This window comes from Marinobacter sp. NP-4(2019) (genome assembly GCF_003994855.1).
In the GTDB taxonomy this organism is placed as follows: domain Bacteria; phylum Pseudomonadota; class Gammaproteobacteria; order Pseudomonadales; family Oleiphilaceae; genus Marinobacter.
Window position 1 is genome coordinate 3,111,372 of record NZ_CP034142.1, and the last position, 24,082, is coordinate 3,135,453.

A 24,082-nucleotide genomic window follows, 5' to 3' on the forward strand; every position below is an offset into this window, starting at 1 on the left:
TTTTATAAACGTCTGTGTTCCCAGACTGGCATTCGAGTGCGGACGTTGGTCAATAGATCCGGGTCCAGGATTGCGGTAATCACGCCGGGCCCATCTTCTGTTATCTCCGACACCACCTTGCCCCAGGGATCGCAAATCAGACTGTGACCGTAGGTGCGGCGCCGCTGGCTGTTCTGGCCACCCTGCCCCGGTGCCACAACCCAAACCTGGTTCTCAATGGCCCTCGCCCGGATCAGTGCGTGCCAGTGGGCATCCCCCGTCTGCCAGGTGAATGCGCTGGGCAGGCAGATCCAGTCGGCCCCTTTCTCCCGCAATGCCCGGAACAGCTCTGGAAAACGCAGGTCATAACAGATCGCCATTCCCAACCGGCCAACCGGCGTTTCCACGGTGACCACTGATTCTCCGGGCTCAAAAGTATCGGATTCCCGGTACTGACCGTGAGCATCCTCCACCATGGCATCAAACAGGTGGATCTTGTCGTAACGACCCACTTCATTGCCCTGGTCGTCGTACACCAAACCGGTCGCGCGAACCCGCCCGTCAATGTCTGTGCCATCCGGGCGTTGGGACAGGGGCAACGAGCCCCCCACAATCCAGATTCCGAGCCGGCGTGCCTGGTCCGCCAGGAATTGCCGTATCACGGGCGCGTCCGATGCCTCCCGCTTACCACAGTCCACCATCTGTGAGGTGGCCAGTACCGCGAAGTTTTCAGGCAACACAGCGACGCGTGCTCCGGCACGGGCGGATTCGGTCAACAGCCGTTCGGCTTCGCGCAGGTTGGCGTCAATATCGTGGGTGCTGACCATCTGGATGGCCGCCACAAGGGGGGGAGAAACATTAGTCATGGTCAGTCTCCGTAGTGATGCCCGATTATCTGGAATCATTCGCCGGTATCGAACACTCTCCGCAGGTCTACCGCCGGATCATCCCAGCTTCCGGTTACACTATAGGTCGCACTGGTCAGTTTACTCAATGGGTCGCCCAGTACCTTGTCCAATACAAACAGGGCTCCACCAATAGGTGCCCCCGCCCCCATCAACAAGGCTGCCAGTGGGAGATTCTGGGTCAGGGGCAGCACCACCACCAATCGCATATCCAGGGTTTCTTCCGCCATATCCGTTGTGCCCGACAGCTTGAAGGCTCCCGACGGCCCCACCACCTGCAATTCAGGGTCCCAGGTGAGCAGCCCGTCGTTAATCACCGCCTTGCCGGAAATGGCATCAAACGCTACCCCTGCTTCGTACAAATCGGAGAAATCCAGTTGCAGGCGACGCCAGAGGGTATCCGCATTGAGCAGGTTGAATACACGGAACAGCTGGGCGGAGTTGTTCCGCTCCAGGATGACACCATCATCCAGCCGCATACTCACCGAACCGCTTAGAGCCTCAAGGCCGAATTCGTTGGGACGACCGGGCCAATCAAGATCGAGTTGGATCGCGGTTTCCTCATTACGCAACGGGATGTCGGCATCGAACAAGTTACCGAGGTCGCCGAGGGTACCGCCTTCAATATCACCTGCGAAGCGGGTCGTCTCCCGGTCCCCGGCAATACTCCAGGTCATGTCGCCGGTCAATTTCAGAGAGTTAAGCCGCCCTTCGATTGCCTCTACCCTCAAACGGAAAGGTTCTGGTCGCAAGCGGAAGGACCATCGACCAATCTCATCATCGTTCAACCGGAGCCGGGCAATACTCACGTTGATGTCCGGCCATTTCCCGATCTCCAGGGCACGAAATGCCTCAAGCTGTTCATCAACTGTCAGCAATGCCCCCTGATCGTCCGTTTTCTCACCGTCACGAGTCAGATGCAGGCTTTGGAAGTCAGCGATGATCGTGTCATCGTTGCCCGGCAGAACCACACGCCCCACTGCCCGTTCTGACCGGGTGCCGAGCACCCATTGGTCCCCATGGTCACTGCCCGATACTTCAATGTCTGTCAGTAACTGTCGCCCCAGCCAGAGGCGATGGATATCCAGGTCAAACCCACTGGCTTTTTTCAGCAGGCTGAGTGACAGGCGGTTCTCCCAGTCGAGATCAACTCCAAGCCCGTCTTTTCGGGTTGGATCGATGGCGGCCGTTATAACCGTTTCCTCATCTGCGGTTTTCGCCAGTGGCTCCGGCCAGTTGACGGACACCCCTTGCAGGTTTGAGCGGATCGTTATCGTCGAGGCAGTATCAGGCGACACATCCAGAGTGGCGGTGTAACCGGTGACCCCATCCATGCCCAGCCCCATATCGCTTTCCAGCCCAGCGCGGGCAAATACCTGAGGCAACCGAATCTGTCCCTGCTGCCGGATTGTCATCGCACCATCACTGCCACTACGGGAGAGCGAGATCGTCACTGGATCGTCAAGGAACACCGCTTTCAACGGCTCGCCGGAAAACCCGGATACCGTGCTAAACCCAAGCTGTCCGGACATTTTCTCCCAGACCAGATCCGCTTCCGGGTAGACCACCTCACCGTTTTCGGTCGCAACCCGGGCCTCTACTTCTGGCTCACCATTACCGTTCAGGGGCATCTCCAGACCAAGGTCCAGGTGATATTCACCACCGAACCGCACACTCCGTCCGGCGGCGCCCGCCATCTCGCCCAACGGGCTGTTTTCCATCCAGTAAGCTACCGCCGATCCGGGAACCCCGGCAGAGGCATCCACCGTAAGACGGATGCTGCCGTTCACCGGCTCCACCCGTACCTGGCTGGGCTCGAGCTGAAGCTGTCCTGTATTGCCCTGCTCCAGCTCTACCCGGGTCTGACCATTGTGGATAAACACCTCACCCCGGCCGTTCTCCACCGCCGGCCAACGTTCATCGTATTTCACACTGGCATTATTGAATCGGTATCGCATGGACGATACAAACGAGCCCCGGGGCGCGCCCCGGTTGATCAGTCCGTGTCCGTAGTAGACACCCTCGGTAATATCCGCTTCGGTAATGGCCGTGGTGAGCCAGTCGTACAGCTTCGGATCAACCACACGCGCCGGCACGAAATCGGCAAGCATGTCGGCCCGGCCGTTGCGGACGCCCGCACGCAAACTGAGGTTGTCTTCGCCTTCACGATCCAGACGAAGATCAAACGCCCCGGTGAGTTCGGTTTGCTCTCCGTAGTGCAGCCGGATGTCGTCAGACCACACCCGGGTAATGGGGCCATCCAGTTGCCAGGCGACCCGGGTCTGGAGTGACGACATGGCCCAGCTTCCCCGGAACAATAAAGGAAAACCGAACGTCACCTGTTCACTGTCAGCCTCCACGTAGCCGCCACGCTGGTCCACCACCAGATGGCCGTCCAGGCCCTGGATCTCCGGCGCCCCCCGATAGGCCTCAACACTGACATCATCCAACACACCGGAGAGTCTAAAGCCTTCACCGTCGGGACCCGGCACCAGTAATCGCACGTCATTAAGCTTGCCGCCCGGTCGGTAATTATCCAGCGCCCGATTGGCCATCGCCGGCAACAGGCCAATGCTCGAGATCACCCGCCGCAGCGGCCGCAAGGGCACTTCGTCTGCAATGATGTCCGTTCCTTCAGCACGCTGCCTAACCCGCAGGTTAAAGGGTGACACCTGGTCACCGTCCCAGGTCCACTCCAGATCATTCAGATGAAACTCACCAGCACCGGCCAGGCTTTCAAGATCGACCGGCTCTTTGTCGATGAGCCCGGTCTCACTGCGACGCCACCCGAACCTGGCACGAATATCCTCCAGCGGCGCGAGGGATTCGCGCCCCACGCCCAGTTGCAGATAGGGGGTTTCAACCGTGCCCGTCACCTGCTCCAGCCTGCCATCACGGAACGTCAGCCAGGCCTGGCCTCCGAGATCGAACCCTTCAACGCGCACATCACGCCAGCTGTACTCATCAATCAGGCCATCGAAAAGTCGCCCGGAATTCACGTCTACATAGAGCTGGCCATTGAAGTTCCCCTGAAAGAAGTGCTGTCCAAACAGACTGAAGCTGGCCAGTTGCTCGGTGGTACCCGCCTGCATGGCGCGTCCCGAAGCCATAAAGAGACCGCGGCGGTAAACCATATCCAACTGCGGAATGTCCAGGTATCGAACCTTGCCGTTGTTGTCCCTGATGCCCAGGTTCACCCGGGTTATCCTGACACTGGGATCGGACAGCCAGGTTCCGGCACGGTCCAGCCAGAGCTTCAGGTCGTTGGTTACCGGTTCGGGCAGGTCTGCCCCTTCGACGGTCACTTCCCCCGCGGAGTCTGACTCAGGGTCATGTCCAGACCGTCGGCCTCGAAATCCGCAAAGACGATGCGCAGACGAAACAGCGAAGAAAGGGTATCCAGGCGAACACGGAGTTGTTGCAGGGAGGCCGCCACTTCTTCGCCATCCTCACTCAGGACAATCAGGTTGCGGGCGTCAAGGGAAGGGTCCAGCCAGTTCCAGCTGGAACTCAGGGAGCCAATGGAGATCTCGTGCCCCAGCTTTTGAGACAGGCGTGCTTCGATCTCGCCCCGGAAGCTGTCTATGTTCTGGGTCAACTGCCGTCCAATACCGGCATACAACGCCAGCAGGACCAGTGCCACCAGCAACATCCACCACACCAGGCTGGCCAGCCTGGAAACCAGCCGGACCGGTGTACTTTCCGGATCCTGGTCGTCAATCATGGAGGACATCGCTTACCTGATGATTACAGCAGAACCACGTCGTACTGTTCCTGGCTGTAAAAGGGCTCTACCTGGAACCGGATGGTTTTCTCAATAAAGGTTTCCAGGTCGGCAACGTTATCGGACTCCTCATCCAGGAGGCGGTCCACCACGCTCTGGGACGCCATCACCAGGTAGCTTTCCGCGTCATAGGCGCGGTTGACCCGGAGAATTTCCCGAAACACTTCATAGCATACCGTTTCGCTGGTTTTCAGGAAGCCACGACCATCGCAGATGGGGCAAGGCTCACAGAGAATCTGGCCAAGGCTTTCTGTCGTCCGCTTGCGGGTCATTTCCACCAACCCCAGCTCCGACACCCCGGTGATCTTGGTCTTGGCGTGATCCCGCTCGAGCATTTTCTCCAGCATCCGGTGGACCTGGCGCTGGTGCTCGCTGTCTTCCATGTCGATAAAATCAATGATGATGATGCCGCCGAGATTTCGCAGGCGTAGCTGCCGGCTGATGGCACGTGCCGCTTCCAGGTTGGTCTTGAAGATGGTTTCTTCCAGGTTCCGGTGCCCGACAAACGCGCCGGTATTGATGTCGATGGTGGTCATCGCCTCGGTCTGGTCGATGATCACATACCCACCGGACTTGAGCTGCACCTTGCGACTGAGCGCCTTCTGGATTTCGTCTTCCACGGAATACAGGTCGAATATAGGGCGCTCTCCGGGGTAATACTCCACCTTGTCGGAAAACTCGGTCACGAACTCTTCAACGAATTCCATCACCCGCTGGTGGCTTTCCCGGCTGTCAATGCGGACCTTTTCGGTCTGGGGGCGGATCAAATCCCGAATGGTGCGGATAAACAGGGGCAGATCCTGATACACCACCGTTGGTGCCTGGACCCGGGCAATGCGCTCATGAATGGACTGGCTGAGACGGTGCAGATACTTCATATCGCCGATCAGATCATCTGCCGCAGCCGCTTCCGCAGCGGTGCGAATGATGTATCCGCCCTGCACATCCGTCTGTTCGGCAGCCGCTTCTTCCACCAGGCTTTTCAACCGCGCGCGTTCAGCTTCGTCCTCAATACGCTGGGAAATACCAATGTGGTAAATCCCGGGCATAAACACCAGGTAGCGGGAGGGAATCGACAGCTGGGTGGTAAGGCGGGCCCCCTTGGTGCCAATCGGATCTTTGGTCACCTGCACCACCAGGGACTGACCTTCACGCAGAAGTGTGCGAATATCCGGCACGACTTTCGGAGAGTCATTGCCATCGTCTGACGACTGTCCGTTCACCACATCGGAGGCGTGAATAAAGGCCGCCCGCTCCAGTCCGATATCGACAAACGCCGCTTCCATACCGGGCAACACCCGAACAACCTTCCCCTTGTAGATATTGCCAACGATCCCCTTGCGGCTGGTCCGCTCGATGTAGGCTTCCTGTAACATGCCGTTTTCGACAAGAGCCACCCTTGTCTCGACCGGGGTAACGTTGATCAGAATTTCTTCACTCATTGTGGCTCTCCAGACTACGTTGCCAGACTTTCCAGACCGGGTAACCGGCTTGCGCCAGCAGCGTGGCAGTTTCCTGCAGCGGCAAACCCACGACCGAGCTGTAACTGCCTCGTATTTCCTTCACAAAAATACCACCAAGCCCCTGGATTCCATAACTTCCGGCTTTATCCATCGGTTCGCCGCTGGCGATATAGGCGCGAATCTCCTCCGGACAAAGCTCCCGGAAGGTCACATCGGTGATCACCAGACGGGTAAAACACTGCCCTCCCGTAGCCAGTGCAACCGCCGTCAGTACCTGGTGGGTACGACCGGACAGGCGGCCCAGTGTGGCTTCCGCCTCTCCGGGGTTCGCGGGCTTGCCAAGAATGTCGCCACCCAGGACGACCGACGTGTCAGATCCGATGACGATCTGCCCGGGATCCGAGGCTCCGGCAATGGCTTTTTCTCTGGCCAGACGTTCCACATAAGCGGACGGTGACTCATCCTCCCGCGGCGTTTCATCGATATCCACGGGCCGGGCATGAAAAGACAGGCCAATTTGCGTCAACAGTTCGGCGCGTCTTGGTGAGGCCGAAGCCAGAATAATGGGCTGCATGGGAACACCCTACCCCAGTTTGCGGTTGAGATTATCCAGCAGCACACAGACCAACGGCCAGATAATGGCACTGCTCAGGGCTGGCCAGAGATAACTGAACCCTGCGTCCTCACCGCCAAGAATCTGCTTGATGAAGTGCACCAGCATCTGATTGATACCAATCAACAGGAACACCATCAGACACTGCTGTGGTATCGGGTACATCCGCAGACGCTGATGAATGGTCAGCACCAGGAACGCAATCAAGGCCATACCCAGGCCATTAACCCCCAGGGGCGTGGCCTCCAGAACATCCAGCAACAAGCCCAGACACCAGGCAAACAGGATTCCGAACTGCGCCGGGGCGCGGAAGGTCCAGTAAAACACCATCAGACCCAGCCATTCGGGTCGGAACTCGAACCAACCGACCGGGAACAGAGAAATACTCAGCACCAGAGACAGAATGACACTGATGACAAAGACCGGGTAGCTGATCACGGATAACATCAGTGCTCACCCCGCTCGTCAGGCTCGGTACTCACGGTGGCATCGACCTGGCCAGGGGCGTTGCCATCCCCGTCTCTTTCTCCTTCCGGCGGAAAGACAACCAGCACCAACCGACTCTGGTTCAACTGGGCTTTTGGCGTTGCCTTAATATTTACGAAGGGTTCACCCGATTCCTTGGTAATACTGGCCACCTCAGCCACTGGATAACCTTTCGGGAAACGCCCGCCCAGGCCGGAACTGACCAGCAGGTCACCTTCCCGGATGTCGGCGGTGTCAGGCACGTGTACCAGTTCCAGGGCGTTGATGTCGCCGTTCCCCAGCAGGATGGCGCGCAGACCATTACGTACCACTTCGACCGGAACGGCGTGGCTGCTGTCAGAGATCAGCAGCACCCGCGAAGTGAAACTACTGGTTTGCTGGACCTGTCCCAGCAGACCATTGGCATCAAGGATAGCCTGCCCGACCGTCACACCGTCCCGACTACCTTTGTTAATGATAACTTCGTGAGAGAAAGGATCCGGCGACACGCCGACAATTTCGCCCACAATGACCCGGTCGTCCAGCACTTCCGACGAGTTCATCAGACGGCGGAGTTCGTTATTCTCGGACGCCAGAGCGGCATATTTGAGAGCACGGCGCTCAAGGATCAGCAGGCGAGCCCTGAGCTCTTCATTTTCAGCCTGGAGATCTTCCCGGGTAGTAAACAGACCTGCGATCCAGTGCTCCAGCTCGGAAGGCGCATTGCCCAGCCAGTGGATCGGAGCCAGGCCGGTGCCGATCACGCTACGAACCGGTGTCAGTCGGTCGAAGCGGGCATCCGCAACGATCATCACCGCTGAGACAACAATCACCAGCAATAACCTGAAACCGGGAACGGGACCTTGCACAAAGATGGTCTTAATGGCTAATCCTCCCGCCATTAAATACCGGGCATATACGACAACCGCCGCAGTGGTCGTCCACTTGCGGCGGTCGGGGATAAGAGGGTGTCAGGCGTGATGCCGGTACCACGGTTTTACCCCTCCTGGGAGAACATTCCGATTCCACCCCGGTCAATCACTTCCAATGCCTTGCCGCCACCGCGAGCCACACAGGTCAGCGGGTCTTCGGCAATGATCACCGGCAGGCCGGTTTCCTCACTGATCAGTTTGTCCAGCCCACGTAGCAGGGCGCCGCCACCTGTCAGCACAATGCCGCGCTCGGCAATGTCGGATGCCAGTTCAGGCGGAGACTGCTCCAGGGCGCTTTTCACGGTCTGGACAATCTGCGCCAGGGATTCCTGCAACGCATCGAGAATTTCTTCGCTGTTCAGGGTGAACGCCCTGGGCACACCTTCGGCCAGGTTTCGACCGCGAACATCAATCTCGCGGATATCCAGGCCTTCGTAGGCGCAGCCGATTTCATGCTTGATGCGCTCAGCCGTGGAGTCACCGATCAGGCTACCGTAGTTGCGGCGCACGTAGGTGACGATGGCTTCGTCGAACTTGTCCCCGCCAACCCGGACCGATTCGGCATAGACGATGCCGTTCAGGGAAATGATGGCAATCTCGGTGGTACCACCACCGATGTCCACAATCATGGAACCGCTGGCTTCTTCTACCGGCAGACCGGCGCCGATTGCCGCGGCCATGGGTTCTTCGATCAGGTAGACTTCACGGGCACCCGCACCGAGGGCGGATTCGCGGATGGCTTTACGCTCTACCTGGGTGGATTTGCTTGGCACACAGACCAGCACTCGCGGGCTGGGGGTAATGAAACTGTTTTCATGCACTTTGTGGATAAAGTGCTGCAGCATTTTCTCGGTCACTACAAAATCCGCGATCACGCCGTCTTTCATCGGTCGGATGGCGGTGATGTTCCCGGGGGTGCGGCCCAGCATCCGTTTTGCTTCGGAGCCGACTGCTGCGACCATTTTCTGGGAGTTACTGGTGCGAATGGCCACAACGGAGGGCTCATTCAGCACAATTCCGCGCTCACGCACGTATATAAGGGTGTTCGCGGTGCCCAGGTCGATGGACAGGTCGCTGGAAAACATTCCTCGGAGTCTTTTAATCAACATTCGTGTAGTTTCAACCTGAGAGTTGCAGTCGCAGAAAAGATGCGGCAACTTTAGCAGCGAGCACCCCCGCAGGCAAGGCACGATGAGGCCCTGAGCCTATCCGTTAACACTTTGCCACAAGTTTGCTACACAAAGTGGCCCCCTCCCGCCAATGCCGGAATCTGTTACCATAGCGCCTTTACCTTTGACCTGGGTGCAGGGCGCCTGGGAGACAGCTTTCCAAAACACGCTGTGAATACGTCCTTGTACGCTTGGGCTCCGCCCCGCAACGCTTATCGCTCCTGCGTCGCGCTGCGGGTCCTGGGCAGGCCATCCGTGGCCAGCCCGTGAAAAGCTGACGCTTTTCACCCATGGCTCCGCACAGTTTTGGAAAGCTGTCTCCCAGGCGCCCTCGTAGTCCGTGCAAATTTCGGCTGGCGTCAGCTCAGCCATAAGTTACTGAAACTTCATATTTCTGGGAGGCAATGTGACCATTTCCCGCAAGGACATTGAGAAAGTCGCTGTGCTCGCCCGCATCCGCGTGGACGAGGAGCAGGTCTCGGCACTTGAGAAAGACCTGGGCAATATTCTGGACCTGGTCGATCAGCTGGGTTCGGCGGACACCGCCAATGTGGAGCCCCTGGCCCACCCGCTGGATGCGGTTCAGCGCCTGCGCAAAGACGAGGTGACCGAGACCAATCAGCGGGAAGCGTTCCTGGCCATAGCGCCGGCCACCGAAAATGGTCTTTATCTTGTACCCCGGGTCATAGAGTAAATAAAGAGAATTGAGTGACCGGACGAACAGCGACGTAATTCAGGAAGTATCATGCATAACAAATCTGTAGCAGAGCTCTCCCGCGAGCTGGAACGTGGCGAGATTTCCAGTGTGGAGCTGACTCAACAGTTTCTCGACCGCATCAAGCAGGAAGACGGTCGATTCAACAGTTTTATTACGGTGACCGAAGATCAGGCGCTGGCGGACGCGAAAGTAGCGGACGAGCAGCGTGCTGCTGGTAACGCGACGCCCTGGACCGGGGTGCCCTTCGCCCATAAGGATATTTTCTGCACCAATGGGGTTCGCACCACCTGCGGTTCAAAGATGCTGGAGAATTTTGTCCCCCCCTATGACGCCACGGTAACGGAGAACTTCCGCAAGGCCGGCGCGGTGTGTCTGGGCAAGACCAATATGGATGAGTTCGCCATGGGCTCGTCCACGGAGTCGAGCTATTTTGGCGCCACCACTAATCCGTGGGGGTTGAGCCAGGGTGAGAAGCGGGTGCCGGGAGGGTCGTCCGGTGGTTCAGCTGCGGCGGTAGCGGCCCGGCTGGTTCCTGCTGCTACGGCGACGGATACTGGCGGGTCTATCCGCCAGCCTGCGGCGTTGTGTGGCATTACTGGCCTGAAGCCAACCTACGGACGGGTTTCCCGTTACGGGATGATTGCCTTTGCCTCCAGCCTGGATCAGGGTGGCACCATGGCGCGGACAGCTGAAGACAACGCGCTGATGCTGAATGTGATGGCGGGCTTTGACCCCAAGGACTCCACGTCTATTGATCGTGACGTGCCCGATTACACTGCGACTTTGAACGAGCCTTTAAAAGGCCTGCGCATCGGCCTTCCAAAAGAGTACTTCAGTGACCAGCTCAGCCCGGCCATGGAAGAGCAGATCCGCAACGCAGTGAGGGAATACGAGAAACTGGGCGCGACGGTTAAAGAGGTATCGCTGCCGAACGCCAAACTGGCGATTGCCGCTTACTACGTGATTGCGCCGGCCGAGGCGTCCGCCAACCTGTCCCGTTTTGACGGGGCACGGTACGGTTACCGCTGCGAAGACCCGAAAGACCTGATGGACATGTACACCCGTACCCGCGCCGAAGGCTTCGGCACCGAGGTCAAGCGCCGGATTCTGGTGGGTACCTATGCACTGTCCGCCGGCTATTTTGATGCTTACTACTTGAAAGCGCAGAAAGTCCGTCGCCTGATTCAGCAGGACTTTATCAATGCCTTCAAGGAAGTGGACGTGCTGATGAGCCCGACCTCGCCGTCACCGGCGTTCGTTCAGGGCGAAAAGACCAACGATCCGGTCACCATGTACCTGGAAGACATTTTCACCATCGCGGTGAACCTGGCGGGTGTACCAGCCATGTCCGTGCCGGCGGGCTTTGTCGACGGCCTTCCGGTTGGGCTGCAGATCATCGGGGATTACTTCTCCGAAGCCCGGTTGCTGAACGCCGCCCATCAATTCCAGCAGGTGACCGACTGGCACCAGCGTGAACCGCAATAAGCCCGGGACAGGAGAATGAGTATGCAGTGGGACATTGTGATCGGGCTGGAAATTCACGTTCAGCTCGCCACCAAAACCAAGATTTTTTCCGGCTCCAGCACCGCTTACGGTGCCGAGCCCAACACGCAGGCCAATGCGGTTGATCTGGCCATGCCGGGTACCCTGCCTGTGCCGAACGAACAGGCCTTTCGCTACGCGGTGATGTTCGGCCTGGCGGTTAATGCCGAGATCGAGCGCCGCTCGGTGTTTGAGCGCAAGAACTATTTCTATCCGGACCTGCCCAAGGGCTACCAGACCACCCAACTGGAACGCCCGATTGTTGGCCCCGGCTATGTGGACATTGATCTCGCCAATGGCGAGACCAAGCGCGTGAGGATTCACCACGCCCATTTGGAAGAGGACGCCGGCAAGTCCCTGCACGAGGACTTCCACGGCATGACCGGCATCGACCTGAACCGCGCCGGTACACCGTTGATCGAGGTGGTCACCGAGCCCGACATGACCAGCGCCGAGGAAGCGGTGGCCTTTGCCAAGAAACTCCATGGCATTGTGACATCGCTGGGCATCTGCGATGGCGACATGTCCCAGGGTTCCATGCGGTTTGATGTGAACATTTCGCTGAAACCCAAGGGCTCCGAAACGCTGGGCACCCGCACTGAAACCAAGAACCTGAACTCCTTCCGCTTCATGGAACAGGCCATTGCCCACGAGGTGGAGCGTCAGATGGACATTCTGGAAGACGGCGGCACCATCGTGCAGGAAACCCGCCTGTACAACGGCGACCGGGACGAGTCCCGCTCCATGCGGACCAAGGAAGAAGCCAACGATTACCGCTACTTCCCCTGCCCCGACCTGCTGCCGGTGGAAATCGATGATTCGTTCATTGAAGAAGCCCGCAACAGCCTCCCGGAACTGCCGGATGCTCGCAAAGCCCGCTTCATGGATCAGTACGGCCTCAATGACTACGATGCCGGCCTGCTCAGTGGCGACTCAAAACTGGCCTCGTTCTTCGAGGAAGCCGTCAGTCACGGCAAAGATGCCAAGCTGACATCGAACTGGATCCAGGGCGAATTCTCCGCTCGCCTGAATGCCGAGGAGAAATCGGTGGCCGATTCTCCGATTACTGGCACCCAGTTGGGTGACCTGGTGGTGCGGATTGCCGACAATACGATTTCCTCGGCTGGCGCCAAGAAGGTCTTCGAGGCACTGTGGAGCGGCGAGAACGACAATGTCGACGCCATCATTGATGCCAAGGGTCTGAAGCAGGTGTCTGACACCGGCGCGCTGGAGGCGATGGTCGATGAGGTCCTGGCCGGCATGCCGGATCAGGTGGCCCAGTACCAGAACGAGGAAGATCCCAAGAAGCGCAAGAAGATGCTTGGAGGTTTCATGGGACCGCTGATGAAGGCCTCCAAGGGTCAGGGGAATCCGAAGCTGTTCAACGAGATTCTTGTTAAGAAGCTTGGGGGGTAATGGGCTAATTCTGGGTCGTGCCTGTTTGGTGCGGCCCTAGCCTGCCTGTTCTGCGGGAGGGGCCTTGGCGGGCGACTCCTCCCAAAAACCGCTCCTTCGGCACATCCATGTGGCGCTTCTGCTCCGCCATCCATGGCTCCGCAAATTTTTGGGAGGAGTCGCCCGCCAAGGCCATCAAACTCCGTGATAACGCCAAAGAAAAGGCTCACCGTAGGTCGGATTAGCGAAGCGTAATCCGACAAATGTCCATACACCGTGCCAGGCGTCGGATTACGCTTCGCTAATCCGACCTACGCTGTTGCTCGTTTGACTATCACTGCGCTGATCGAAGGGTGTGTTTGCGGCCCCTTCCCAAAAATTTCGGAGGCCATGGATGGCCGGAGAGAAGCGCACATGGATGTGCTCGTAGCGGTTTTTGGGAAGGGGCAGCAAACACACCCCTCCCCCAACGCTGACAGGCTAGGAGCCCAACTCAAAGGTAACTACAAAAGCCGACCCCATAGATCATGCTCATCCGCATGCTCGACGACAGCCTGAACGATCTGCCCCGGCACCAAGTCGGTTTCGTCGTTGAGATAAACCATGCCGTCGATCTCCGGTGCGTCAGCCTTGGAGCGGCCAATGGCACCTTCTTCGTCGACTTCGTCGATCAGCACATCGATGGTTTGACCGATCTTGGCCTGCAGGCGGGCAGCGGAGATCCGGGCCTGTTTTTCCATAAAGCGGGCCAGGCGCTCTTCTTTCACTTCCTCGGGCACCGCACCTTCGATTTCGTTGGCCCTGGCACCTTCCACCGGGCTGTATTTGAACGCGCCGACGCGATCCAGTTGGGCTTCGTCGAGCCAGTCCAGCAGGTACTGAAAATCCTCTTCGGTTTCACCGGGGAAACCAACGATGAAGGTGGAGCGGATGGTCAGCTCGGGGCAGATTTCCCGCCACTTGCGGATGCGCTCCAGAGTCTTGCTGTCGTGGGCCGGGCGTTTCATCGCCTTGAGAACCCGCAGACTGGCGTGCTGGAATGGGATGTCCAGGTACGGCAGGATCTTGCCTTCGGCCATCAGCGGAATCACGTCGTCCACGTGGGGATAGGGGTAAACATAGTGCAAACGCACCCACACGCCCATTTCGCCCAGCGCCTCACAGAGTGACTGCATCCTGGTCTTCAACGGCCGGCCCTGCCAGAAACCGGTGCGGTACTTGGTATCAACACCGTAGGCCGAGGTGTCCTGGGAGATCACCAGCAGTTCTTTGACCCCCGCATCCACCAGGCGTTTGGCCTCGTCCATCACATCACCGATGGGGCGGCTGACCAGATCACCCCGCATGGACGGGATGATGCAGAAGGTGCAGCGATGGTTACAGCCTTCGGAGATTTTCAGGTAGGCGTAGTGCCTGGGGGTCAGTTTCACGCCCTGGGGTGGAACCAGATCGGTGAACGGGTCGTGCTCTTTTTTCGGTGGCACGAACTGATGCACCGCCCCCACAACCTCTTCGTAAGCGTGGGGGCCGGATACCGCCAGAACGCCCGGATGGGTCTCGCGGATTTTGTCTGCCTCCACACCCATGCAGCCTGTAACAATCACCTTGCCATTTTCGTTGATCGCCTCGCCAATGGCGTCCAGGGATTCCTGCTTGGCCGCGTCGATAAACCCGCAGGTGTTCACCACCACTATGTCGGCATCGTCATAGGTTGGCACTACGTCATAGCCATCCAGCCGCAGCTGGGTGAGGATGCGTTCGGAATCGACCAGTGCTTTCGGGCACCCAAGGCTGATGAAGCCAACTTTGCCGCTGCCGGTTACGGAGGTTTGGAGTTTGTCTGTCATATACGCGCCAGGGTTCCTGCACGGGTGAATTGAGGGCAACAGTTTACCTCAGCATGCACAAGGCCTGAAGCAATAAGCGAGGTGTATAAGGCACCGATATGATCAGGAGCTCGGAACTATCTGACACCCCGTTCAGAATTACTTCACAAAACTGACACTGACAGCGACAGACGTATTGCTGTTCATCATTTAAACAATTAGACTTTCAGTCAGTTATAGAAATATGCATAACGTTTTCATCAAATGACCAGGCGATTCGACCCGACAGTCGAGTTATTCATAAACCCTGATTTCAAAGGTCAGTTCCGGGAATTTTGGACGAGCATTATGGGTAAGGCAGCCAACTTTGAAACCGAACATGCCAAAAGAGTCAGAATGAAACCAGTTGCCTTCAAGCCAAATCTTCGTAACCAACAGCGGGTGGACGTGTCCGCCGATGTGACCATTGAGCGGAAGGACGGCAGTTGCCTGACCTGCAAAATCGCCAACCTTTCCCGGACAGGCATTATGATTTCCTGCAATCAGGCTTTGGTAAAAGAACTGGTTCCGAGCCAGAGAGCACCGATTCCGGGCAGCGTTATTCCGGTTACAGCAAAGTTTTCCGTTCCGGTAGTGCCCACCCAGCCGGTGTCCGTGATTGCCGAAGGCAGTATTGTTCACATGCGTCGCATTGCCCGGGATGAATTCCATATTGGTATCCAGTTTGCCGAGTTTGAAGGCAACGGGTACGACTATGTGGATCGCTACGTCAGCAAGCTGCTTTCAGGTTCTGACAACTGCTCCTGATATATTCATATAGCACCAAACTCTAGTTACACACCTTCTTATACCCTAATCGCCTCTGGTATAGTTGCCCTATTCACACGCAAAGCCATTTTCGGCACGCAAGGCGGCAACAGATTACGATGACCACATATAACCTGACCCATCTCAAGCAGCTGGAAGCTGAAAGCATCCATATCATTCGGGAGGTCGCGGCCGAGTTCGATAACCCGGTCATGCTTTACTCCATCGGCAAGGATTCTGCGGTCATGCTGCATCTTGCACGGAAGGCGTTCTACCCGGGTAAACCGCCCTTCCCCCTGATGCACGTGGACACCACCTGGAAGTTCAAGGACATGATTGAATTCCGGGACCGCAAGGTTAAAGAGTACGGGCTCGATCTGATCGTTCACAAGAACGAGGACGGCATCAAGCAAGGCATCGGGCCTTTCACCCACGGCAGTGCCAAGCACACCGATGTGATGAAAACCCAGGCTCTTAAGCAGGCCCTGGACAAGTACAAGTTCGATGCTGCCTTTGGTGGCGCACGTCGCGATGAAGAAAAGTCCCGCGCCAAGGAGCGGGTCTATTCCTTCCGCGACGAGTACCATCGTTGGGACCCAAAGAACCAACGCCCGGAGCTGTGGAATACTTACAACGGCAAGATCAACAAGGGCGAGAGCATCCGCGTATTCCCGCTGTCCAACTGGACCGAGCTGGACATCTGGCAGTACATCTACCTGGAAAACATCGAGATTGTTCCGCTGTACTACTCCGCTGTACGCCCGGTTGTTGAACGGGACGGCACACTGATCATGGTGGACGACGATCGCATGCCCCTGAAGGAAGGCGAAAAGCCGATGATGAAGTCCATCCGCTTCCGCACCCTGGGCTGCTATCCCCTCACCGGCGCAATCGAGTCCGAGGCCACCACACTGCCTGAAATCATTCAGGAAATGCTGCTGGCCACCAGCTCCGAGCGTCAGGGTCGTGTGATCGACCACGATTCAGCCGGCTCCATGGAACAGAAAAAGCGGGAAGGGTACTTCTAAGATGTCACACCAGTCTGATCTGATCGCTGAAGATATTCAGGCCTACCTGAAGCAACACGAGAACAAGGAACTGCTGCGTCTACTGACCTGCGGCAGTGTCGACGATGGTAAAAGCACCCTGATCGGCCGCCTGCTCCATGACACCAAGATGATCTACGAAGATCATATGGCCAGCCTGAAAACCGACAGCGCCAAAGTGGGCACCACCGGTGAAAAGCTGGATCTGGCATTGCTGGTGGACGGCCTGCAGGCGGAGCGGGAACAAGGCATCACCATTGATGTGGCCTACCGCTATTTTTCCACCGACAAGCGCAAGTTTATCATCGCTGACACTCCGGGCCATGAGCAGTACACCCGCAATATGGCCACCGGTGCGTCCACGGCGCAGCTGGCAATCCTGATGATTGACGCCCGCCACGGCGTGCTGACCCAGACTCGCCGGCACTCTTACATTGCGTCCCTGCTGGGCATCCGTCACATCGTGGTGGCCATCAACAAGATGGACCTGGTGGATTTCAGTGAGGAGCGCTTCAACGAGATCAAGGACGAGTACCTGGCCTTTGCCGCCAAGCTCGGCCTGAAGGATATCCGCTTTGTGCCGATCTCGGCCCTGGAAGGCGACAACGTGGTCAACCGGAGTGAAAACACGCCCTGGTTCACCGGTCAGCCGTTGATGGAAATCCTCGAGACGGTGGAAGTCTCCCGTGACAAGAACCTGGAGCACTTCCGCTTCCCGGTTCAGTACGTCAACCGCCCCAACCTGGACTTCCGCGGTTTCTGCGGCACTATCGCCTCCGGTGTTATCCACCCCGGCGACAAGGTCATGGCTTTACCGTCCCGCCGCACCAGCACGGTCAAGGAGGTCGTCACCTTTGAAGGGAACGTTGAAGAAGCCTACATCGATCAGGCCGTCACCCTGACCCTGAATGATGAAATCGACATCAGCCGTGGCGACATGCTGGTCAAGGCGGAAGATGAGCCGGAGGTGGGCAACCGCTTTAACGCCAATATCGTGTGGATGACCGACGCCCCGCTGGAAACCGGGCGCCTGTATGACATCAAGCTGGGGCCGACCTTTACCTCTGGTACCGTGAAGACAATTCACCACCAGACTGACGTGAATACCCTGGAGCAGAAGACCAATCCAACAGCACTTCAGCTCAATGAGATCGGCCTCTGTGAACTGACACTGAGCCAGCCAATCGCGTTTGATGCCTATCCGCGTAACCATGCCACGGGCAGCTTCATCGTAATCGACAGGCTGACCAACGTGACTGTGGGCGCCGGTATGATCGCCGGTACGGCAAGTGATGTGGAGTCCCTCGAGCCGGTTAGCGTGGAAGAACGCGCCCGTCGCCTGGCCCAGAAGCCGGCCATTATTGCCTGTAACGGCAAGCAGGCGCCGGCACTGGCACTGGCGGTGGAACGCGCGCTGTTTGATCAGGGCAAGACCACGGTTGTGCTCAGCGAGGACAATGCCGGTACGGCTGAAGATCGCCGACGTACTGCCCAGCTGCTGTCCGCCCATGGACTGATTGCGGTTGCGGTTAACCTGGGTTCCGATGTCGCCACCGCTACGGCTTCCGCAGACAGCGACCAGGACATTCCTGGGGCGGTTAACGAGCTGGTACAGGATCTGGTTCGTCACAAGCGGATTTGATGCCTTATCGTAGGTCGGATTAGCAAAGCGTAATCCGACAATTCACCGGGTCCGGAAAATCGGTACAATGCAAAGCCCTGAAGGTCAGCCCTCAGGGCTTTGTTTTTTTACCAACCAGGGAAACGACGATTTCATGGCCATCAAGCAGCTTCGTACTCTCTTTGCCAGCCAGTATCAGCCCGGACAACCGGCACGGGTTCGCCCGGGCGAAGCCCTGACCGAGCCGGGCGGCGACTACGAGGCCCTTCACAAGCAGATGAAGCGCCTGTTCAACAGCAAGCCCGGCAAGAAATACGGCCGCTTCTCCGATGATATCGGCGAAAGCCCCTTCAGCAGTTGGCTCAAGGATTACCTGGAGGACAGGCAATCCTTCACCTCCCTGACCGATCGCCTGTTCGGGCAGTGGCAGGAACTGCTGAACGGCGCCCAGGAGGAGTTCGAGGGGCACCTGATGATTGTCCACGAAGCCCTGGCTGACTCGGAAGTGGTGTACCTGCTGATCCTGGAAAACGACAGCGCCATGCGTTTTGACGCCAAACAGACGCTGGACGCTACCGACATCCTTAGTCTGTCCCGTCTGAACCTGGCGGCCCGCATCGAGCTGGACGACTGGCGTGGCGACAATCCCGGCGAGAATTACCTGACTCTGGTGCATGCACGCGGCACCGGCGAAGGCGGTGACCTGTTCATCAAGCTGTGTGGTTTCACCAATCAGGTCGACGTGGAAAAAGAAACCGTGACGTTTCTGGATGCGGTGGAAGCGTTCGCGAAGACTGCCGAGCCGGAAGAAGCCGGCAAAGTACGCGCCCGGGCCTATGAATTCTGCAAGGAACAACACGCCCTGGGCGAGCCTGTCGCCATCGAAGCCCTGTCCGGCTATCTCGATGAAAGCCAGCCAGAGCGCTTCAAGGAGTTTGCATCCCAGGCTGCAGAGCTTCCCGAAAGCGGGGTACTGCACCCGGACCACCGCAAGGTGAAGAAGCTGGTGCGCATCGCCGGTTCCGGCGGCGGTATGAGTGTGTCTTTCTCCTCGGATCTGGTGAACCAGGCGGTCTACTACGACAAGGACAAGGATGCATTGACCATAACCCGGCTGCCAAAGGCGCTTCGGGAGCAGTTGCAGCGCTATCTGGAGGGGCGGGAATAAGCCAGCACCGGAGGTGTCGTCCCGACACCTCTCGTCCCGACACCTCTCCTCCCCTTTCTGACCTCAAGTTTTTCTTTCGTTTCGCCGCAGGTGGCGTAGAGTTAGTTCAGAACATACGCAGTTCTTGTGTTACCAGCCACTGGCACAAGACACAGTTGGAGGGACACGACTCAGTGGGAGGCTGCGATGAAAGCGCCCATGTTGTGCTTATGCATTCAAGCCTTTGCCAACGCCTGCCGAATTTGTCTTGCATGCTCCCTGTTAGCCTGGCCAACCCCACTGTTCAGTAATGAGCCTCCCTGCCTGGTGGTGAATGGTCCGACAGGCGATCCGGCACTGACCCAAGCCAATTTTGATTGGACCAAGCGACTTATACAGAATCTGGAATCACGCAATATTCACTGCAAGGTGCTGAATATTGATCATTGGGCAAGAGCGAACAAGATGTTTCGGGATGGCACCGCTGATGTTCTGTTCCCTGAAATCGTGGGCGACCCGGAGCAACCCGGCGTAACTGGCAGACCCATTGCCTTGACCCACGGTTTTGTTATCTTCACCCGTCACAAGACCGGCCCACTTAATCATATTGACGAGCTGGCCGGCCTCAACGTCGGCACAATCCGGGGACGCTATTACCCCGAAGAACTGCGAAATATTTCCGGCATCCAGATCGAACCCGGCAACTCGCTGGAGCAGAACATGCATAAACTGGCTCTGGGGCGCATAGACGCCACCATTGAGTATCAGTCCGATGGTGTGAAACTTCTGAACCGCCTGGGGCTACGGGCCATGATTCATCACGGTGCGGAATTTGGCGTACAGGAACTGGCCTACCGGTTTCATCAGTCAGATCAGGGCATGCGCCTAAGACACCACTTCGACGAAGCTGCTCAGGAACTGATCGACAACGGCACCTATCACCAACTCTTTACCGGGACGACCCAGCGAATGGTCACCGACTGACTGAATATGTGACGCAAAACGGTCACATCGGCCCCGAATCCGTTATGCTTACCCCGCCTTAAAACCTATACGTCAGCAAGGAGTGGTGACGATGCAACTCAAGCGGTCAATGGATTTGACCCCCTACGATATTCCACGAATAGAATGCCCCTTCCTGGCGGCTTTCGAGACCCGCGCCAGAATCCACGCAGGACAATTCAGCGATCAGGAACTGCGCCAACTGCTCAGGCTGCAACCCTACGACCGGGCGGACCTCTGCGAGTTAGCGGCAAACCTGGTATACACAGGCGAAGCGTTTCTGGTCCACGGACCACTGGACGAAGACCCACTATCCCCGGTTGTCGCCTGGCTTACGAACCCGCAATTGCCGCAGGGCGGCGAATGGCAACCCACAAGCCCGCTGCCCTTTAGCCTTGATGACCCGCTACAGGACCTGAACGCAGCCCAACTAACGCCACAGGATATTAAACGCGGGCCATTCTTCCCGGGCTCCGGCTCGCCCTCACCTCACCCAAGCACAGACTCCGATGAGAGCCAGCCCCACCCAATGCAACAGGCTTCCTCTGCTACCGAATCATCGGCGTCGGTGATGGCCACGACTATCGCTGGTATCAAATCCGCAGAGGACATCGAGGTGCAGGAGGAGAAGGAGCCGGAAGTTCATGTTGAGGTGGGGATTTTTACGGATGGGACGTTGAATAATGCGTTTAACAGTCAGCAGTTGCGAGAAATAACAGAAAGACAGTGCTCAAAAGCGCTCGAAAATGGCGCTGCATCAATTGACGAATGCGAGCAGTTAATCGCATTAAGAGCTGATACAAGCTACTCAAATGCCCCCACCAACATCGCAAAGCTATGGAATGTATACCCAGAGGGGATTGAGGATACACATGACCGAAGAATCTATCGGTATCCAGTCTATGTCCCTGGTGTGGGAACCAAAAATGGAGAGGACGACCGATTACTTGATGCCGTCACGGGCCTCGGCCAGACCGGTGTCATCACACAAGTAAACAAGGTATTCGAAGAACTTAAGCGGCTCCTATCCATGGATATCAAGAATCAAAAAATCAAACGATTGACGGTCGATCTCTTCGAGTTCAGCAGAGGGGCCGCAGCGGCACGTCACGCTTCTCACGAAATATCCAAAGGAAGCGAAGGTCTTCTGGGGAAGATGCTCAAAGAGCAAAAAATCAGCTGGCCAGATGACGTCCAGATTCGATTCCTGGGTATTTTTGATACTGTCGCAGGAATCATAAACGTTCAGTCTGGCGACTTTTTCGCTCACAACGAACGCAACGATCCGGTCAAACTACACGTCGATTCTCGCAATGTCGGTCGAGTTTTGCACATCACTGCTTCAGACGAAAAACGAAAGAATTTTGCACTCAACAGCATTAGGAATTCTGATGGCACCCTTCCTGGTAATTTTAAAGAATTAGCCCTGCCCGGCGCGCATTCAGACATTGGCGGTGGATACGCCGAAGAGTCTATCGAAGATGTTCAACTCACCCCCGAATACCAATCCCCTCAAACCATTATAAGTGGCCGGAACAGACAAAGGAGTGGGATTCCCTCGAGATCCTAAAAGCCGACCTTGTCCGAGAAAAGTGGATTGGAGAATTCAGCCTTCCCTTGCGACAAAATATTGAAACTCACGATGGAGTGACGACCGACAGGGCGAGTCTCAAAATAGATCGAGACTATCGTTCTCACCCTTCCCCGGATGGACAAATGGAAATCATGCTTCGCATGATCAGGAACGTACGTGGAGACTACTCACGCATACCACTCCACTTGATGCACTCTGAAGCAAAGATGGCAGGGGTACCTTTTGGAGAACTGAGAGCCCATTCCAGCGAAAGCGAACTTCCCCAGGACTTAACAGCCCTTCTGCCGAAGTTCGAATCTTTGTTGCGGGACCCGTCACACGAAATCAACCTGTCGAACTCAGAACTTAACCTGATTCGACAGCGGTACACTCACTACTCAGCCCACTACAACGATTACCAAACATCACTGGCAGGCGTACCAGCACAAATCTCGCTCTTCCGGAACCTAAGACCAAACGTACCAGAGACAGACCGTGCGATTTATCCAAACAGGAATCTATAACATGATGCCAATGAGGATCACTATCCCATTACTGGCTTTGCTACTTTTTATATCAGGCTGTGCGACAGCGTCTAAGGAAGAATATTGGCGAATTGCAATCGGTGCCCCAAAACATTACCCGATATGGGTAACGAACATGCACTTGGAAAAGTCTGGTGTAAGGAGCTGGAAACAACCTGTTGGAAGTGTTGGGTGCTGCTGGAAAGGCCCCCTCGGCCCCCGAGGGAAAGGTGCTCAGGCCGATCCGTTTCCGGAACTCGTATTCTTAACGTGGTTTTCCTTTGCTGAGCAGAAATATTTCGCAAAGCTTATCAAGCTAACACCTGATATTCTGGAAAAAATGCGCGAAAAAGCAACTGTCTACACATCAGAAGGTAGCTTTGAGGATGTTCGTCATACGCTAATACTTGGGCTCGCTCCCGGCGGCACTGTTGTTGGCTGGATATTGAATCAACGCGGCAACGAAATAGAGGTGATGCGAATGCAGGCGTCTGAAATCGATGGCGATCCGGCAGAGTTCACGGTAGGAACCGAGCAATACTTGAAAGAACACGGCGACTACCTGAAAAAGCACGGCCTGCAACTGGATAAATGGTAGCCCGCATATCACCTGGAAGTCGGATCAACCCTGATCCGACTCCTCAACAGCCGGGACGTCATCCCAACGGGGGCGGTTCTTGCGAAGTTCGCGAACGCCCTGCATCCAGCCGACGCCATCAATCAGCTCGCCGGTATCCGGATCTATCGGCGGATACGGCAGGTTGCGGTCATCGCAGTAGCGTTTGACGGTTGGCTGGCACCAGCAGAATAGCAATCTGTTGTATTCATCATCCGGCAAGCGCCGGTAATCGTACAGCCCTGCCGCCTTTCGCTGGCGCTGGGCTTCGGCCAGGATGATGGCGCAGGCGGCGGAAACGTTCAGGGACTCCACCATACCCATCATCGGAATCACGATATGCTCGTCCGCCTGCTCGGCGGCGTTGGCACTGACACCATCTACTTCATTACCCATGATCACCGTACAGGGCACCGTGAAATCGGCGTCGCGGTAGTCAATTGCACGGTCGGACAACTGTGCGGCGTAGAGTTTATGGCCCTGACCTTTCAACGTGCCGATCGCGTCCTCCATGGTGCGGTGGGTGTGGGTGGTCACCCAGCTGTAGCTGCCACCGGCAGTCTTGCGGAAGGCACGAAAGCCTTCCTTTGGCCAGACGGTGTGCATGGTGGCCAGCCCAAAGGCATCGCAGGAACGGATGATGGCAGACAGGTTTCTGGGTTTATGGACCTGGTCGGTAAGGACGCTGAGATCCGGTTGGCGGGTATTCAGGGTTTGTTTGATTCGGGCCAGGCGTTCTGGGGTCATAGCGTTGTATGGGGTTGGTTGTTGGGGTGTCGGATTACGCCTTCGGCTAATCCGACCTACGGGTCGAGCGTCACTCGGAGGTCTGACGAAGCGATTGGGGAGGGGCTTTCCAAAAACGTGGAGCGCCAAGGATGGCGCGACCGAGCCCTACAGGGATGTATTTACGGGCGCTTTTTGGAAAGCCCCTCCCCAATCGCTTCAGCCCCAA

General features: G+C 57.0%; 20 protein-coding genes. 10 read left to right on the forward strand and 10 right to left on the reverse strand.

All coding sequences use genetic code 11. The features are described from left to right. Positions 1–2: 2 nt before the first annotated feature. From EHN06_RS14150 to EHN06_RS14180, 8 genes are all read right to left on the reverse strand, one after another. The gene (locus EHN06_RS14150) at positions 3–845 is read right to left on the reverse strand and encodes a carbon-nitrogen hydrolase family protein (protein WP_127333188.1); all 843 of its coding nucleotides are present in this window, start codon (positions 843–845) and stop codon (positions 3–5) included. Between the two features lie 35 nt (positions 846–880). Then, positions 881–4,189 carry a YhdP family protein gene (locus EHN06_RS14155; RefSeq protein ID WP_228257315.1) on the reverse strand — a complete coding sequence of 1,103 codons (3,309 nt, stop codon included), beginning with the start codon at positions 4,187–4,189 and terminating at the stop codon, positions 881–883. Next, positions 4,186–4,617 carry a hypothetical protein gene (locus EHN06_RS21520; protein WP_228257316.1) on the reverse strand — a complete coding sequence of 144 codons (432 nt, stop codon included), beginning with the start codon at positions 4,615–4,617 and terminating at the stop codon, positions 4,186–4,188. The genes EHN06_RS14155 and EHN06_RS21520 overlap by 4 nt, the downstream gene beginning before the upstream one ends. Before the next feature lie 14 nt (positions 4,618–4,631). After that, a complete protein-coding gene (rng, locus tag EHN06_RS14160; RefSeq protein ID WP_127333189.1) occupies positions 4,632–6,110 on the reverse strand; it encodes a ribonuclease G in 1,479 nt (492 codons plus the stop codon). After that, positions 6,103–6,705: a Maf family protein gene (locus EHN06_RS14165; RefSeq protein ID WP_127333190.1), complete on the reverse strand. Its 603-nt coding sequence runs from the start codon at positions 6,703–6,705 to the stop codon at positions 6,103–6,105. Before EHN06_RS14165 ends, rng begins: the two co-directional genes overlap by 8 nt. A 9-nt stretch (positions 6,706–6,714) precedes the next feature. Continuing rightward, on the reverse strand, positions 6,715–7,191 hold the full coding sequence (gene mreD, locus EHN06_RS14170; RefSeq protein ID WP_127333191.1) for a rod shape-determining protein MreD: 477 nt from the start codon (positions 7,189–7,191) through the stop codon (positions 6,715–6,717). Then, on the reverse strand, positions 7,191–8,021 hold the full coding sequence (gene mreC, locus EHN06_RS14175; protein WP_265936933.1) for a rod shape-determining protein MreC: 831 nt from the start codon (positions 8,019–8,021) through the stop codon (positions 7,191–7,193). Before mreC ends, mreD begins: the two co-directional genes overlap by 1 nt. Before the next feature lie 185 nt (positions 8,022–8,206). Further along, entirely contained in the window at positions 8,207–9,247 is a 1,041-nt protein-coding gene (locus tag EHN06_RS14180; protein WP_127334455.1) for a rod shape-determining protein, read from the reverse strand. 469 nt (positions 9,248–9,716) lie between these two features. On the opposite strand from EHN06_RS14180, the gene gatC reads away from it, so the two are divergent. Genes gatC through gatB form a run of 3 tightly spaced genes read left to right on the forward strand, consistent with a single transcriptional unit; the run spans position 9,717 to position 12,986 of the window. After that, positions 9,717–10,004: an Asp-tRNA(Asn)/Glu-tRNA(Gln) amidotransferase subunit GatC gene (gene gatC, locus EHN06_RS14185; RefSeq protein ID WP_127333193.1), complete on the forward strand. Its 288-nt coding sequence runs from the start codon at positions 9,717–9,719 to the stop codon at positions 10,002–10,004. Between the two features lie 51 nt (positions 10,005–10,055). Next, complete coding sequence (gene gatA, locus EHN06_RS14190; RefSeq protein ID WP_127333194.1) at positions 10,056–11,513, forward strand: Asp-tRNA(Asn)/Glu-tRNA(Gln) amidotransferase subunit GatA; 1,458 nt, start codon at positions 10,056–10,058, stop codon at positions 11,511–11,513. Positions 11,514–11,534: 21 nt separating this feature from the next. Next, the gene (gatB, locus tag EHN06_RS14195; protein ID WP_127333195.1) at positions 11,535–12,986 is read left to right on the forward strand and encodes an Asp-tRNA(Asn)/Glu-tRNA(Gln) amidotransferase subunit GatB; all 1,452 of its coding nucleotides are present in this window, start codon (positions 11,535–11,537) and stop codon (positions 12,984–12,986) included. 482 nt (positions 12,987–13,468) lie between these two features. Here gatB and rimO read toward each other — a convergent pair whose 3' ends face one another. After that, on the reverse strand, positions 13,469–14,812 hold the full coding sequence (gene rimO / locus EHN06_RS14200; RefSeq protein WP_127333196.1) for a 30S ribosomal protein S12 methylthiotransferase RimO: 1,344 nt from the start codon (positions 14,810–14,812) through the stop codon (positions 13,469–13,471). Positions 14,813–15,187: 375 nt separating this feature from the next. Here rimO and EHN06_RS14205 point away from each other — a divergent pair, with 375 nt between their 5' ends. The 7 genes from EHN06_RS14205 (at position 15,188) to EHN06_RS14235 (ending at position 23,109) form a co-directional block, all read left to right on the forward strand. Then, positions 15,188–15,598 (forward strand): PilZ domain-containing protein, encoded by a 411-nt coding sequence (locus EHN06_RS14205; protein ID WP_127333197.1) that lies wholly within the window; start codon positions 15,188–15,190, stop codon positions 15,596–15,598. A gap of 119 nt (positions 15,599–15,717) precedes the next feature. Next, positions 15,718–16,626: a sulfate adenylyltransferase subunit CysD gene (cysD, locus tag EHN06_RS14210; RefSeq protein ID WP_127333198.1), complete on the forward strand. Its 909-nt coding sequence runs from the start codon at positions 15,718–15,720 to the stop codon at positions 16,624–16,626. Position 16,627: 1 nt separating this feature from the next. Next, complete coding sequence (cysN, locus tag EHN06_RS14215) at positions 16,628–18,286, forward strand: sulfate adenylyltransferase subunit CysN (RefSeq protein ID WP_127333199.1); 1,659 nt, start codon at positions 16,628–16,630, stop codon at positions 18,284–18,286. Between the two features lie 133 nt (positions 18,287–18,419). Then, positions 18,420–19,433 (forward strand): nucleoid-associated protein, encoded by a 1,014-nt coding sequence (locus EHN06_RS14220; protein ID WP_127333200.1) that lies wholly within the window; start codon positions 18,420–18,422, stop codon positions 19,431–19,433. A gap of 186 nt (positions 19,434–19,619) precedes the next feature. Next, positions 19,620–20,396 (forward strand): substrate-binding periplasmic protein, encoded by a 777-nt coding sequence (locus EHN06_RS14225; RefSeq protein ID WP_127333201.1) that lies wholly within the window; start codon positions 19,620–19,622, stop codon positions 20,394–20,396. A gap of 91 nt (positions 20,397–20,487) precedes the next feature. Next, a complete protein-coding gene (locus EHN06_RS14230; RefSeq protein WP_127333202.1) occupies positions 20,488–21,984 on the forward strand; it encodes a T6SS phospholipase effector Tle1-like catalytic domain-containing protein in 1,497 nt (498 codons plus the stop codon). Between the two features lie 498 nt (positions 21,985–22,482). Then, entirely contained in the window at positions 22,483–23,109 is a 627-nt protein-coding gene (locus EHN06_RS14235; protein ID WP_228257317.1) for a DUF2931 family protein, read from the forward strand. A 24-nt stretch (positions 23,110–23,133) separates the two neighbouring features. Here EHN06_RS14235 and trmH read toward each other — a convergent pair whose 3' ends face one another. Further along, entirely contained in the window at positions 23,134–23,874 is a 741-nt protein-coding gene (gene trmH, locus EHN06_RS14240) for a tRNA (guanosine(18)-2'-O)-methyltransferase TrmH (protein ID WP_127333203.1), read from the reverse strand. Positions 23,875–24,082: the final 208 nt, after the last annotated feature.